The sequence below is a fragment of the Bradyrhizobium sp. AZCC 2230 genome (genome assembly GCF_036924495.1).
Taxonomy (GTDB): domain Bacteria; phylum Pseudomonadota; class Alphaproteobacteria; order Rhizobiales; family Xanthobacteraceae; genus Bradyrhizobium; species Bradyrhizobium rifense.
The window spans coordinates 1,075,392-1,089,426 of the sequence record NZ_JAZHRS010000001.1; the positions used below are offsets into that span (position 1 = coordinate 1,075,392).

General features: G+C 63.6%; 11 protein-coding genes and 1 pseudogene. 10 read left to right on the plus strand and 2 right to left on the minus strand.

Annotated elements, in window-relative coordinates; translation table 11 throughout:
- Positions 1-458: 458 nt before the first annotated feature.
- The 3 genes and pseudogenes from V1280_RS46710 to V1280_RS05100 all read left to right on the plus strand — a co-directional run.
- Positions 459-803, plus strand: a pseudogene (locus V1280_RS46710) (adenylate/guanylate cyclase domain-containing protein); the annotation flags it as partial.
- A 153-nt stretch (positions 804-956) separates the two neighbouring features.
- The gene (locus tag V1280_RS05095) at positions 957-2,138 is read left to right on the plus strand and encodes a tetratricopeptide repeat protein (protein WP_334519874.1); all 1,182 of its coding nucleotides are present in this window, start codon (positions 957-959) and stop codon (positions 2,136-2,138) included.
- A 64-nt stretch (positions 2,139-2,202) separates the two neighbouring features.
- Positions 2,203-3,153 carry a phosphatase PAP2 family protein gene (locus tag V1280_RS05100; protein ID WP_334519877.1) on the plus strand — a complete coding sequence of 317 codons (951 nt, stop codon included), beginning with the start codon at positions 2,203-2,205 and terminating at the stop codon, positions 3,151-3,153.
- Positions 3,154-3,159: 6 nt separating this feature from the next.
- Here V1280_RS05100 and V1280_RS05105 read toward each other — a convergent pair whose 3' ends face one another.
- Both V1280_RS05105 and V1280_RS05110 read right to left on the minus strand, forming a co-directional pair.
- Entirely contained in the window at positions 3,160-5,628 is a 2,469-nt protein-coding gene (locus tag V1280_RS05105; protein WP_334519880.1) for a hypothetical protein, read from the minus strand.
- A gap of 142 nt (positions 5,629-5,770) precedes the next feature.
- On the minus strand, positions 5,771-6,436 hold the full coding sequence (locus V1280_RS05110; protein WP_334519883.1) for a GntR family transcriptional regulator: 666 nt from the start codon (positions 6,434-6,436) through the stop codon (positions 5,771-5,773).
- 116 nt (positions 6,437-6,552) lie between these two features.
- Here V1280_RS05110 and V1280_RS05115 point away from each other — a divergent pair, with 116 nt between their 5' ends.
- From V1280_RS05115 to V1280_RS05145, 7 genes are all read left to right on the plus strand, one after another.
- The gene (locus V1280_RS05115) at positions 6,553-7,347 is read left to right on the plus strand and encodes an enoyl-CoA hydratase/isomerase family protein (RefSeq protein WP_334519886.1); all 795 of its coding nucleotides are present in this window, start codon (positions 6,553-6,555) and stop codon (positions 7,345-7,347) included.
- A gap of 11 nt (positions 7,348-7,358) precedes the next feature.
- Positions 7,359-8,618, plus strand: a complete 1,260-nt coding sequence (locus V1280_RS05120; RefSeq protein WP_334519889.1) for a CaiB/BaiF CoA transferase family protein — start codon at positions 7,359-7,361, stop codon at positions 8,616-8,618.
- Positions 8,619-8,673: 55 nt separating this feature from the next.
- A complete protein-coding gene (locus V1280_RS05125; protein WP_334519892.1) occupies positions 8,674-9,666 on the plus strand; it encodes a Bug family tripartite tricarboxylate transporter substrate binding protein in 993 nt (330 codons plus the stop codon).
- Positions 9,667-9,886: 220 nt separating this feature from the next.
- Complete coding sequence (locus V1280_RS05130) at positions 9,887-10,369, plus strand: tripartite tricarboxylate transporter TctB family protein (protein WP_334519895.1); 483 nt, start codon at positions 9,887-9,889, stop codon at positions 10,367-10,369.
- Positions 10,370-10,381: 12 nt separating this feature from the next.
- Positions 10,382-11,920, plus strand: a complete 1,539-nt coding sequence (locus V1280_RS05135; protein ID WP_334519898.1) for a tripartite tricarboxylate transporter permease — start codon at positions 10,382-10,384, stop codon at positions 11,918-11,920.
- Positions 11,917-12,921 carry a 4-hydroxythreonine-4-phosphate dehydrogenase PdxA gene (locus V1280_RS05140; RefSeq protein WP_334519901.1) on the plus strand — a complete coding sequence of 335 codons (1,005 nt, stop codon included), beginning with the start codon at positions 11,917-11,919 and terminating at the stop codon, positions 12,919-12,921. Before V1280_RS05135 ends, V1280_RS05140 begins: the two co-directional genes overlap by 4 nt.
- 122 nt (positions 12,922-13,043) lie before the next feature.
- Positions 13,044-14,021 (plus strand): L,D-transpeptidase family protein, encoded by a 978-nt coding sequence (locus tag V1280_RS05145; RefSeq protein WP_334519904.1) that lies wholly within the window; start codon positions 13,044-13,046, stop codon positions 14,019-14,021.
- The last annotated feature ends 14 nt before the right edge of the window (positions 14,022-14,035 follow it).

Sequence of the window (14,035 nt, forward strand, 5' to 3'; positions counted from 1 at the left end):
CACCGACGCCGATCTCGATCATCCCAAGGGCTGGCATCGCCTGGCTGCCAGGGTAGCAATTCCCGTCTTCCAGGCGGTGCGTCTTGAGGTCGCGGGGTACCGGTCTGCGACGGCTCTCGGTATTCCGATGGGCGCACCTTCGCATTTTGGAAAAGCGCCCTGTGTCTCCATTCCCTTTTTTGAACGAGGTTTGTAGATACGCACGCTTTAATTGTGCAGATCAATCGGTGTGACCGGGATTTCTGCGCAGTCGGTGCGCAGGCCTTACATTTGCCCGGCAGCCCCTGTCTGCTACAATCTCTCGGCGCCACAATGACTGTGGCCGCCCAGCAGTTGTTGCGCCTGTCATGATGATCAGTGTCGACAACAGGTCCCCGGACAACGGCACGGATCAGAGCCGGCCGAAAAGGCGTACTGCTGCCGCTGTCTTCATCGATGTCGTCGGATATTCCCGGTTGATGGGAGGCGATGAGGAAGGCACGCATCGACGATGGATGTCGATGCGAACGGACGTGATCGAGCCGCGCGTCGCCTCGAACGGCGGCGAGGTGATCAAAAGCACCGGCGACGGGCTGCTCCTGGAATTCAAGAGCCCGCTCGACGCGATCAGCTTCGCGCTCGGCACGCAGCTCCATTTGGAGAAATCGTCATCGGACGGAGGCAACCCGCTACAGCTGCGGATGTCGGCCAATGTCGGCGACATCATCGCCGAGCGCGACGATATCTACGGGGACGGCATCAATATTGCGGCCCGGCTTCAGGAATTCGCGGGACCGGGCGGGATCGTGATTTCGGGAGCCATCCACGATCAGGTGAAGGATCATCTGCGCTATCAGGCCGCCGAGCTTGGGTTTCTGACGCTCAAGAATATCGAGAGGCGCATCCGGGCATTCAAGATCGCGCATCACGAGCTGCGGCCTCCGGCAATCTCGGTGGCCCATGCATTGAAGCCATCCGTGGCGGTCCTGCCGTTGCAGATGCTCGGTCTCGACGCGGCGGATGCCTATCTTGCGCAGGGGATCGTCCACGACATCGTGGCGTCATTGGCGGGAATCCGCGAGCTGTTCGTCGTGTCCAGCACGTCAACGATCGGTTTCACCGACCCCACCATCGACGCGGCCAGCGTTTGCCATCACCTGGGCGTGCGTTATCTCGTCACGGGGACGCTCACGCGCAGTGGCGAGTTGTTGCGGATGCGGGTGCAGTTGATCGATGTCGATACGAAGTCCATGCTGTGGACCAACCAATATGATGCGTCGATCAGCCAGTTGTTCGACGTGCAGGAGAAAATCGCGACAAACATCGCATATGCACTCCTGCCGCACATCCACATCTCCGAACTGAAGCATGCCGAACGCAAGATTCCGCAGAGCATGAACGCCTACGACCTGGTCCTGCAGGGCATGTACCGCCTCTATCGTCTTGGTTATGACGACATGCAGGTGGCACGAACCTTGTTCGAGCGTGCGCTCGATCATGACCCCCATTATGCGGTGGCCTACGCGCTGATGGCAAAGTGGTACATCCTGCACATCGGCGAAGGGCATACGACCGACTTCAAGGCCGACTCCCGCGAAGCTCTCAGGCTTGCATCGCGCGCGCTCGAATTCGAGCCGTCGGACCCCATGGCGCTGGCCATCTTCGGCCATATCAATTCCTTTCTCTTCGCCGCGTATGACCGCGCCATCGATGCCTTTGACCGCGCGATCGGCGGAACGCCGAATTCCGCAATCGCCTGGTCCTTGAGCGCGTCGACATACTGCTATCTTGGTGACGGGCCTCGTGCGGTGGCGCGCGCATCGTACGGGATATCGTTGTCACCGCTCGATCCGTACGCCTATTTCTATCAATCGGCGCTCACCAACGCGCACTACACCAACGAGACCTTCGATGAGGCCGTGCATTGGGGCACGAAGGTCATGGCGGGGGCTCCTCGATTTGTCGCCAATTTGCGACTGCTTGCGGCAAGCCTTGTCGCCGCCGGTTCGCTCGAGCGGGCACGCGAGGTGGGCGCCGCTCATATGCGGATCGATCCGTCATTCTCGGTCGAAAAATATTGCAGCTGGTACCCGATCAAGCAGCCGGAGCGTCTCGCTCTGCTTGCCGAACGATTGATTGAAGCTGGGCTGCCTCGCTAATTGCGCCGCGACGTCCACTAGCCGTCAAGAAACAAGTTCCCGCAAACAAACTCTGGAGGATGACATGGGAATGGGCATGGGAATGGGCATGGGCATGGGGATGGGAATGGGTATGGGGATGGGAATGGGTATGGGCATGGGAATGGGGATGGCCTTCGGAGCCACGCCGCCCGAGCTTGGCCTCCGCCCCCTGACCCTGCAGTACGACCTCGGACCGAACTGCGCACCAAGCTTCCCGCCGCAGACACTGCCATCGGGGGATTGGCAGGGCAGGATCGGACCCTGGGATCCCGACGTGCTCTGCTTGCTCTTCCTCACCGAGTTCATGGAGAACTGCAGCCCCCGCTGGAAACAGGTCAATCTCGCCGCCGATCTGCTGGGCTGGGAGCAGGGCCGCGCAAACCAGACGACATTCATCAATGCCGAGCTTCATCACCTCCAGCAGCTGATGCAGATCGACCGCGAGCGGTATATGGGCGAGATCATCTTTCAGCACGACAATGCGCCCGGCTACTGGGTGAGCATGCTGGGGGTCAACAACCGCGCTCACTATTACACGCTGGTGCTCATGAACCTTGCCGTACGCATCGGTCAGGTCGTCGCGGTCTACTATAAGAAGAAGTACAAGCGGCCGCGGCCCTCGTTCATATGTCCCGGTCTCCTGCCGGCGTTCGGCCCGCCAGCCCATGCCTCGTTCCCAAGCGGCCATTCGCTCCAGAGCTGGTTGATGTCGTACCTCCTGGCCGAGGTGCTGCCGCATTGGAACGATCAGCTCGAATGGCTTGCCTGCCGGGTCGCATTCAACCGCGAGCGCGCGGGCGTGCACTATCCGAGCGACAGCGCCGCCGGCAAAGTCATAGCCCGTGCTTGCGTGGACCTGATCAAGGATCGGACCCTATGTCCCGAGACCGGTCATCTGTTCGATGCTGTGGTGACGGAGTGGGCCGCATCGGTCGCGCCAAATACCGTCGCGCAACTTACGAATGAGCCGTTCCCGAACTTCCCCCCGCCGTAGCCACGGCTACGGAAGCTGCCATTCGCGATAACCAAGGTTGTTGTCGCTGCGGACGAGATCTTCCACCGGTGTCGGGCCGGTGGCGCAGCGCAGCGGGGAGTCGTCGTCGATGTTGCTGCGGTCGCCCTTGACGGTGGTGCGGACCAGCAGCGCATTCCTGCCGACTTGTGGAGTCCACTCGAACGGGCCGAACGTGTAGGATTGCCCGCTTGGGACGGTGTGTGGCGCGTTGTTCCCCGGCAGCTTCTGCCAATAGTTCGCTGCAGGCTCCCAGATATCGGCGGCAGGACCGGTGGCCGCGAAAACATCCACCGATGCGTCTATCGCCGCATCATCGCCCCGATTGCGCAGAATGACATAGACATAGTTGATATGCTCGGGCGTCGGTTGTGCGTCCGCGGTGCCGGCATCGGGATTGGGGCGGACCCACACCGCCCCCGGCAGAGCGTGCCAGCCGCTGTTGCTGTAGTCGTAGCTCCCGGCGCGGCTGTCGTCGATATAGATATCGACCGCCGGCGGGAGTCCCGGTTCGTTGCGTGGGCTGTTCGATGCGATCTGGTACAGGCCCTGCTGTTCGAACGCCCAGCGCACCACCTTGTGCACCATTCCACCGAGCCGGGGCGTTCCGTCGTCGTCGACTTCTGAGGTGCCGACGTCGGCCTCCATGAGCGCCGTGGCGAATTGGCTTGCTTCGCTGGTCGGTTCTGTCTGGACGCAGCCGAGCGAGCCGATCGCGCTCACGATGAGGTACGCGCAATAATAGGCCGCAGCCCGGCGGCGTTCGACGTCCGGCTCGACAACGCCCGCCGCGTTGGTGCGGCGAGCATCTCCGCCCAGCGCGCAATAGAGACGGAACAGGGTGCTCGAGAGGATCTGCTCCGCATTGTATCCGGCCGGATCGCGCAACCCGTAGGTGGGATTGGGGCGCTCATAGAGCGTTCCGTTCCATCCCCAGCCGTCCTCGACCTTGCGATCATGACGCCGGAGCGGCAGTTGAATGAAGGGGAAGGTCACGCCGCGACATGCATCGTGGTCGAGCTTGGCCAGCCTGGACGATGGATCGTCCATGATCGCCGCAAGCGCATCGCCGGCGCTATGGGCGAAATCGAATTCCGTCGATCCCGTCGCGGCAAGGATCATCACGTGGCAGAATTCGTGCCAGACGAATCGCACATCGGCGACGAGTCCGAGCGGATTTCTCCAGGTGTCGGCGAAATCGGCGAGCCCGAACAGCATCCGGGCGTCCCAGGGCGGCCCGACCGGATCGGCGCGGAACGGTGTCACATAGGCATTGATGCCGCGGCCGTCGCGCGCGCCGGAGCCCGCCAGCATCTTGGCCCTGTGCTCGACGATCAAAGGCCGCCTGATCTTGGCGAAGTAGTCGGCGTTCGTGAACCCGAACTGCTCGACCAGCAGCATCATGGAATCGCAATGACAATAGGCGCTGACCGCAGCGAACGCGTTGGTGCGCGCCGAGAACGCGAAAGGCGGTCGCTGCACAGGTGGATCGTAGTCGGCACCCAGCGCCGCCGGCGTCAGCACTTGAACGCGCGGACCGGAGAGCTTGCGGCGGCCGCCCGGGGCGTGATCAAGGTCGAGCAGTGCGACCGGATCGCGCTCGGGATCGAGCAAGTCGGCTCCGCTATCGGGACGCAGCTCGAAATTTCCGGTCTTGCTGTCGGGATCGCTGAGAAAGGCGTATCCGGCGCATGCCGACGCGATTGGCGCCTTGCGCAAGAGTTCGTTCTCGAAAGGATCGAGCAGAACCCGATGCGCGATCTCCTCGCCTGCCACGGACAGGAATGCAGTTGTACTGACTGCGATGCCCAACGTGCCGTCATAGACGGCGCTGCGCTTGCGCAGGCGATAGGCGACAAGCCGCGCGTCTCCGATGCCGGCCTTGTCGTCGGAAAGGCCAAGCAAGGGAGCCAGAAGGCTCTCGGTCAGATCGCGAGGAAGGAAGTCTGCCCATGCCGGTTCCAGGACCCGGCGGCGAAATGTTCGCTCGATGAACTCAGGAGCGATCGACAATTGTGCGTTCTCGATCGTCGTCGATCGCGCGCTGGTGATCAGTGGGATCGCGCCGTGGTGATGGACCACCAGCCGTATGCTGCCGCCCAGGACATCGGGGACAAAATCGGAGGATTCCAGTGGAGCCGTCTGCTGGACCCAGACGATCGAGGTCTCGATGGTCGAATTCCGTTTCAGTTCGCGAGGGGCCACCCATCGAAATCTGAAACCACCGGCTCTCGTGGGGCCGTCCTCGTTGATGGTGCGTTCCAAGTGCTGCCAGTCGTCATCGTTGATAGGCAACAGATGGAGACGCACACCAGCATCCTGCAGATAGGCGAGGGCGGCCTGCTTGGCGGAGTGGCCAGACTCGTCCTTCGCCGGCGTCTGCAAATGGCGCAGCTCGCGAACGTTCCCGCGCGCATCCTTCTCAATCAAAAGATCTGGTTCTTGCGGAAGGATCATAGCTCACCTCACGGGGTCTCGATCTTCGGCACGACTGGCCTGATCATGCTCCCGGTGGTTGCGCGGGGCAAGCGTCCTGCTTGTCGCGGAGAAGGCTGCCGGGAAGGGGCCGCCCGGGGGGCGGGCGGCCGCGTGACAAGTCTCACGCGATTTTCAGCGTGAACTCGCTGCCGTCCGTCTCCGCAAACCCGGCCTGCAAAACCTCTTCCCGCTTGTGCCGCAGATGCGCGCGCAAAATGTGGGAGAGGCCGGCGCCGTCGCGGCGCTGGAGCGCGTTGAGGATCGCTTCGTGCTCGCTGACGGCGAACGCCCAGCGCTGCGGCGTCATCGGCGTGACGTAGCGGGCGCGGCGGATGCGCGCGGTCACCGATGCATAGAGCCCGGTCAGCACGGGATTGCCGGCCGCATTGACGATCCCCTCGTGGATGGTGCGGTTGCCACGATAGTACTGGATCAGATCGCCCTCGCGATAATGCTGCACCATCGCGACGTGCGCAGCCGCGATCTCTGCGATCTCACGATCGGTGATGCGCTCGCAGGCGAGCTCGCCGGCCAATGCTTCGAGGCCCTGGCAGACCTCGAAGAGATCGCGCATGTCCTTGTCGGTCAGTTTTGCTGCGCGCGAGCCGCGATGGGGCAGGAGTTGCACGAGGCCCTCGGCGGCGAGCACCTTGAGCGCTTCGCGCAGCGGCGTGCGCGAGATGTCGAGCCGCTTGCATAGTTCGCGCTCGGGGATCCGCGCGCCCGGCGGGATCTCGCCGTCGAGCAGAATGTCGCGGATGCGGCCGACGACCTCCTCATGCAGCATGGGCTATCTCTATTTTTGAATGCAAAAATGATCCAATAGACGAAAGTCATGTAGTTATATCTTGTAAATTCCAAATTTTGCATTCAAAAATGCAAAAAACAGGAAGGATCGAGGAAATGGACCAGGCCGTAGCGGCGGACGACCTCGTTTTTGAATGCAGAGACGGCATCGGGCAGATCACCTTCAACCGCCCGCAGGCGCGCAACGCCTTCACCTTCGCCATGTACGAGCGGCTCGCCGCCATTTGCGAGCAGGCCAATGGCGATCGCTCCATCAAGGTGCTGGTGCTGCGCGGGGCCGGCGACAAGGCCTTCGCCTCGGGCACCGACATCAATCAGTTCCGCGAATTCAAAACGCCGCAGGACTCCATCGACTACGAGAACCGCATCGACCGTGTGCTGACCACGCTCGAGCAATGCCGGGTGCCGACCATCGCTGCGATCAACGGCTTTTGCACCGGCGGCGGGGCGGGCATTGCCGCAGCGTGCGATCTGCGTATCGGCACACGCAGCACAAAAATCGGCTTTCCGATCGCCCGCACGCTCGGCAATTGCCTGTCGATGTCCAATGTCAGCCGTCTCACGGCGCTGATCGGGGCTGCACGGGTCAAGGATTTGATCTTCACGGCACGTCTGGTCGATGCGGCGGAGGCAGCCCAGGTCGGGCTGCTCGGCGAGGTCGTCGACGATCTCGCAGCACTCGACAGGCGTGCCGACGAGGTCGCGCGCCTTGTTGCCAGCCATGCGCCGCTGACGCTGAACGCGACCAAGCAGGCGGTGGCCCGCCTGCAAAAGAGGCTAACGCGGGACGAGGGCGAAGACCTCATCCTGATGTGCTACACGAGCCAGGATTTTCGCGAAGGGCTCGATGCTTTCCTCAACAAGCGCGCCCCGCAGTGGCGCGGTCAATAGGACGCCCCCTGATGCAAAGCGATCGATCGCAATCTGGCTCACGCCGCGCAGGCCCGCTGGCCGGCCTCAAGGTCATCGATCTCACCCATGTCATGGCGGGGCCGACCTGCACCCTGATGCTCGCCGACATGGGCGCTGACGTCATCAAGATCGAGAAATCGCCGAACGGCGACGACACCCGTCATTCGGTGCCGCCCAAGATCGGCGACGAGGCGGCCTCGTTCCTGATGATGAACCGCAACAAACGCGGCATCGTGCTGGATCTGAAGACCGACGGGGGCAAGGAGGTGCTGCGGCGGCTGATCAAGGACGCCGACGTGCTGGTCGAGAATTTTGCGCCGGGCGCGATGGAGCGCCTTGGGTTTGGCTATGAAGCGTTGCACGGAAAATTTCCGGCGCTGATTTACTGCTCGCTGTCGGGATTTGGCCGCACCGGTCCCTACAAGCACCGTCGCGGCTTCGACCTGGTCGCGCAGGCCATGAGCGGCATCATGAGCTTTACTGGCGAACGCCCCGATGGCCCGCCGGTGAAATGCGGCCCGCCGCTCTCCGACATCACCGCCGGCCTGCTCGCGAGCATGGGAATCCTCGCTGCCTATACCCACCGTCTCAAGACCGGCGAGGGGCAGTGGGTCGAGACCTCGCTCTACGAGGCGGCGCTGGTGCAGACCTATTGGCAATCGACCATCGCGCTCGCCGCCGGCACGGCGCCGCGCGCGATGGGATCGGCGCATCCGCTGAACGCACCGTACCAGGCCTTTGAGGCGTCGGACGGCTGGCTCGTGGTCGGCGGTGCCAACAAGAAGCATTGGCTGCTGATGCTGGACGCGCTCGGCGCGAGCGAGCTCGCGGCCGATCCGCGCTTCGTCAACGGCGCCGACCGCATGGCGAATTTGAAGGAGCTCGAAGCCGTCCTCAGCGCGCGCTTCCGCACCCGGACGCGTGCGCATTGGCTCGTAGCGCTCGACGAAAAGGGCGTGCCCTGCGGCCCCGTGCACGACATGCTGGAGGCGCTCAGCGATCCGCAGACGCTGGCGCGCGAGATGGTCGTCGAGGTCGAGCATTCCACGCTCGGTCCGGTCAAGACGATCGGGTTGCCGGTCAAGTTCTCGGAAACGCCGGGCAAGGTCCTGTCCGGCGCGCCCGTCTATGGCGAGCATACGCGCGAGGTGCTGGCCGAGCACGGGTTCGACGACAAGCAAATCGAAGCGCTCGAGCAAGAAGGCGCAATCGTATCGGCATCCAGGGAGCGCAGGGAACGCGTCGCCTGAACGGACGTCGAGACGACTGATCAAACAAAACAGAAAAAATCAGTTGGAGGAAATCATGCGTGGGACGTCGCTATTTTTGTTGTCCGTCAGTGCGGCCGTTGTCTCAGGCAGCGCGCCGGCGTGTGCTGCCTGGCAGCCGCAAAAGCCGATCGAGTTCGTGGCGACCGCTGGCCCCGGCGGCGGCACCGACAACATCGCCCGCGCGGTGCAGAACATCATCACCAAGTACAAGCTGACGGACCAGCCGATCGTCGTCGTCAACAAGGCCGGCGGCAGCGGTGCGGAAGGCTATGTCTACGGCAAGGCCTCTGCCGGCGATCCCTACAAGGTGATCTTCGGCACCTCGAATGCCTGGCAGCAGCCGCTCGTCTCCAAGGTCGCCTTCAACTACACCGATCTGACCCCGATCGCGGCGATGGCGCAGGATGAATTCCTGCTCTGGGTCAAGCAGGACGCGCCCTACAAGACGGCGGGCGACTACCTGAAGGCGGCCGCAACGGGAGACTTCAAGATGGGCGGCGCGCAGTCAAAGGACACCGACGAGGTCCTGACGCGCATGATCGAGAAGGCCGGCCATGTGAAGCTGACCTACATCCCCTTCAAGAGCGGTGCCGAAACGGCCGTGCAGCTCGCCGGCGGACACCTCGACTCTCACGTCAACAATCCCAGCGAAAGCATTGGGCAATGGCGCGGCGGCACGCAACGCCCGCTGTGTGTCTTCAGTCCGAAGCGACTGCCACAAGGCGCCAAGGTCACGGCAAGCGAAGGCTGGGGCGACGTGCCGACCTGTGCCGAACAGGGCCTCGACATCAAGCAATATGAGCAGCCGCGCACGGTCTGGCTGCCCGGCAAGGTCACGCCGGAGCAGGCCGCCTACTATGTCGATCTCATGAAGAAGGTGCAGGCGACACCGGAGTGGAAGGACTACATCGACAAGAGCTCGCAGATCGACACCTTCCTCACCGGTGCGGACTTCGACAAATTCATCAAGGAGGATCTCGAGCACCTCAGGCAGGTTGCAAGCGAGCAGGGCTGGCTGGTCAAGTGAGGCGGCGTTCGCCTCAAATTCCTCCGTCATCCCGGCGAAAGCCGGGATCCATACCGCGTGATCTCTCGATGAATGTCGGTCGTCGTACAGTTGTGAACTCAACGCCTAGTCTTCGTCAAACTTCTCCCTGGGGTTATGGGTCCCGGCTTTCGCCGGGACGACACCGAGTGTTGGGGAAAGGTGTCGGCCATAACCGCATGTGGTCTGACCGGAGCCGCCCATGATCTCGCGACGCGCCCTTGAACTTGCAACCGCCATCCTCACCGGTAGTTTTGGTGTTGCGGTGGTGGTCCAGAGTCTGGACAACGGCATCGGCTGGTCGAGCGCGGGGGTGGATTCCGGCACATTTCCGTTTCTGACCGGCATCATCATCGTCGCTGGCAGCCTCTACAATTTGGCGCGCGGCATCGTGCCGGCCGTTTCGCTGGCCAGCGTGCCCATCGCGATCACGTCAATTGAGCTGCGGCGGTTGGCGGGCCTGTTCGTGCCGGCCGCGATCTTCGTTGCTGCCATCCCGCTGCTCGGGATGTATCTGGCGTCGGCAGCTTACGTCTTCGCGGTGCTCGCGATCCCCCGTCATCAATCCGTGGTGCGTTCGGCGGTGACGGCGGCCGCGACCGCGCTCGCGCTCTACGCCGTGTTTGAGCGCCTGTTCCAGGTCAGCCTGCCACACGGCGCGCTCGCCGCCGTGCTCGGATTCTAGGGGGAGCGGGCGATGGATAATCTCCAGGAACTCCTCCACGGTTTCACCATCGCGGTCACCGTGCCGCATCTGGTCTTGATGGCCGTGGGCGTTCTGCTCGGCATTCTCGTCGGCGTGCTGCCAGGGCTGGGTGCGCCGAACGGGGTGTCGCTGCTGCTGCCGCTGACCTTCGGCATGCAGCCGGTATCGGCGATCATCCTGCTCTCCAGCATGTATTGGGGCGCGCTGTTCGGGGGATCCGTAACCTCGATCCTGTTCAACATCCCGGGCGAGCCGTCTTCGGTCGCGACCACCTTCGACGGCTATCCGATGGCGCGGGACGGGCGGCCGACCACGGCGCTCGCCACCGCCTTCGGCTCGGCGGCGTTTGGTGCGCTCATCGGCGTCATCCTGATCACCTTCCTGGCGTCATGGGTGGCGCAGGTCGCGCTCGCCTTCGGACCGGCGGAATACTTTGCGGTCTATTTCCTGGCTTTCGCGAGCTTCGTCGGCATGGGCGGCGCGGCGCCGATCAAGACCGTGGTGGCGCTCGCGATCGGCTTTGCCATCGCCGCCATCGGCATCGACACTGTCTCCGGCAGCGTGCGCCTCACCATGGGCATCGACGAGCTGGTCAAGGGCGTGAACTTCGTCGTCGCGGTGATGGGCCTGTTTGGCATCGGGGAGCTGCTGGTCGCGGTCGAAGAGGAGTTTCATGCCCGCGCCGTCTCCTCGAAGATCGACTGGCGCGAGGTGTTCCGCGCGGTCGGACGCCTGCCGCGGCATGGCGTTGCGCTGCTGCGGAGCGCGGCGATCGGCTGCTGGATGGGCATCACCCCGGGCGGCCCGACCGCGGCGTCCTTCATGAGCTACGGCATCGCCCGCCGCTTCTCGCGCCGCGGCCGCTATTTCGGCACGGGCGAGGTCGAAGGCATCATCTCGCCTGAGACCGCCGATCATGCCGCCGGCACCAGCGCGCTGTTGCCGATGCTGTCGCTCGGCATTCCCGGCTCGGCGACCGCGGCCGTGATGATGGGCGGGCTGATGATCTGGGGCCTCAATCCCGGGCCGATGCTGTTCGTCGACCAGAAGGACTTTGTCTGGGGCCTGATCGCCTCGATGTATGTCGGCAACATCGTCGCGGTTGTGCTCGTGCTGCTCACCGTGCCGGTCTTTGCCGCCCTGATGCGAATTCCCTTCGTGATCATCGCGCCGCTGATCGTGATCATCTGCGTCGTCGGCGCCTATTCGGTGTCGAACTCCTATCTCGACGTGGTCATGATGCTCGGCTTCGGCATTGTCGGCTATCTCTTCAAGAAACTGTTCTATCCGCTGGCGCCGCTGGTGCTCGCCATCGTCATCGGCGACAAGGCCGAGGATGCGTTCCGGCAATCGATGCTGATGTCCAAGGGATCGCTCGGGATCTTCTTTGCCAACAAGCTGGTGACGTGCCTGGTGGTGGGCGGCGTCGCGCTGTTGCTGCTTCCGCTCGTGTTGCAGCTGGCGCGGCTCGTTCGCAAGCCCGCGTCCCCCACCACTGAGACCACGGCCCAGGAAAAGGTGATCATATGACCGCAAAGCCGCTCATTGCGCTCGCGATGGGAGACCCCGCCGGCATCAGCCCGGAGCTGACCGCGAAGCTTGTGGCGTTGGACGACGTTGGTGCCCGTGCTCGTCTCGTGGTGATCGGCGACCGCCGTATCTTCGACGAAGGCGCACGCGTCGCCGGCGTCGCGCCGCAGTTGACGACGGTGGAGACCAGCGCCGACTTTCACGCAGCGAAAGGCGATGCGCTGTTCGTCGATCTCGGTCATCTCGATCCCAGAGATGTCCAGCCGAAAACCGCGACCCTTGCCGGCGGCAAGTTCGCGCTGGCCAACTACCGCCACGCGATCGAGCTCGCCCGCGACGGTCGCGTCGACGCCGTCTGCTTCACGCCGTTCAACAAGCAGGCGATGCGCTACGCCCGCGCCGACTATGACGACGAGATCGCGTTCTCTGCGGAGGTCGCCGGTCTCAAGACGCCGGCGAGCGAATTCAACGTGCTGGGCGAGCTCTGGAACGCGCGGGTCACCTCGCACATTCCGCTGAAGGACGTCGCGGCAAAGCTCTCCGCCGAACGCATCCAGCGAGCGCTGAAACTCACCGATGCCTGCATGCGCAATGCCGGCTTTGCGCGGCCGCGGATCGCAGTCGCAGGCCTCAACCCGCACGCCGGCGACGGCGGCAATTTCGGCCGCGAGGAGATCGATGTCATCGCGCCGGTGGTGGAAGCTGGCCAGCGCGAGGGCATCGCGGTGGAGGGCCCGTTTCCCGCCGACACCGTGTTCCTGCGCGCCAAGGCCGGCGCCTTCGATGCGGTGCTGACGATGTATCACGACCAGGGCCAGATCGCGATGAAGCTGATGGGGTTCGATCGTGGCGTCACCCTGCTCGGCGGCTTCCCGTTTCCGATCTGCACGCCCGCCCACGGCACCGCCTACGACATCGCCGGGCAGGGCGTCGCATCGACCGGCGCGAGCCGCGCCGCGGTGCTGCTGGCGGCGGAGATGGCGGGGCGGCGGGGCGGCTGATCCGGGCCGGGGCGCTCGTCAGGAAAAACTGGAAACTTCCGCGATCAATCGAGTTGCCAATCCGACGAATGTCTCCACGTCGGAGCTGGACCATGATCACGAAGGGGCCGCGACGCGCGGCAATGAGGATTGCTTTCGCTGCCGCGCTCCTCGCCGTGGCGGCCGCACCCGCGTTCGCCGCCGGGATGGACGCGGCCGCGATAGGTTCCGCCGAGCCTTCCAGGAAGACCCTGTCGAACGAGAAGCCGACCCCGGCGGGCGTACGCCTGCAGGTCCTGCTCGACAGGGCGCATTTCTCGCCGGGCGAGATCGATGGCAAATTCGGCGAGAATGCCAGGAAGGCATTGCGCGCCTATGCGGAAGCGCGGCAATTGCCGGGCTCGGATGAATTGACGGATGACGTCTGGAAGGCACTCCAGGCAGACGACCGGTCGCCGACCGCGACCTACACGATCACCGACAAGGACATCGCAGGCCCGTTCCTACACAAGCTCCCGTCGAAGATGGAGGACATGAAGGACATTCCGAAGCTCGGCTACACCAGTCCGCGCGAAGCGCTGGCCGAGAAGTTTCACATCAGCGAGCAACTGCTGGCGGCGCTCAATCCCGGCCGCCACTTCGACCGTGCCGGGGAGACGATCATCGTGGCCGATACCGGCGGGCAGGACGCGCCTGCAAAGGCCGACAGGGTTGAGATCGACAAGAAGCGCCAAACCGTAAAACTGTTCGACAAGTCGAATGCACTGGTGGGCTTCTATCCGGCAACCGTCGGAAGCGAGGAGAAGCCGTCACCTTCTGGCACGCTGAAGGTCACCGAGATCGATCCCAATCCGACCTATCGCTACAATCCCGCCTATCACTTCAAGGGCGTCCATTCCCGAAAACCCTTCAAGATCAGGCCCGGCCCGAACAATCCAGTCGGCACGATGTGGATCAACCTGTCCGCCGACGGCTACGGCATCCACGGCACGCCGTCGCCGCAAAATATCTCCAAGGGACAATCGCATGGTTGCGTGCGTCTGACCAATTGGGACGCCGAACGCGTCGCAGCCCGCGTCGCCAAGGGGACGCCGGTCGCGTTCGTGGATGGCGGGGTGTGACGCCAGCGCCCGCC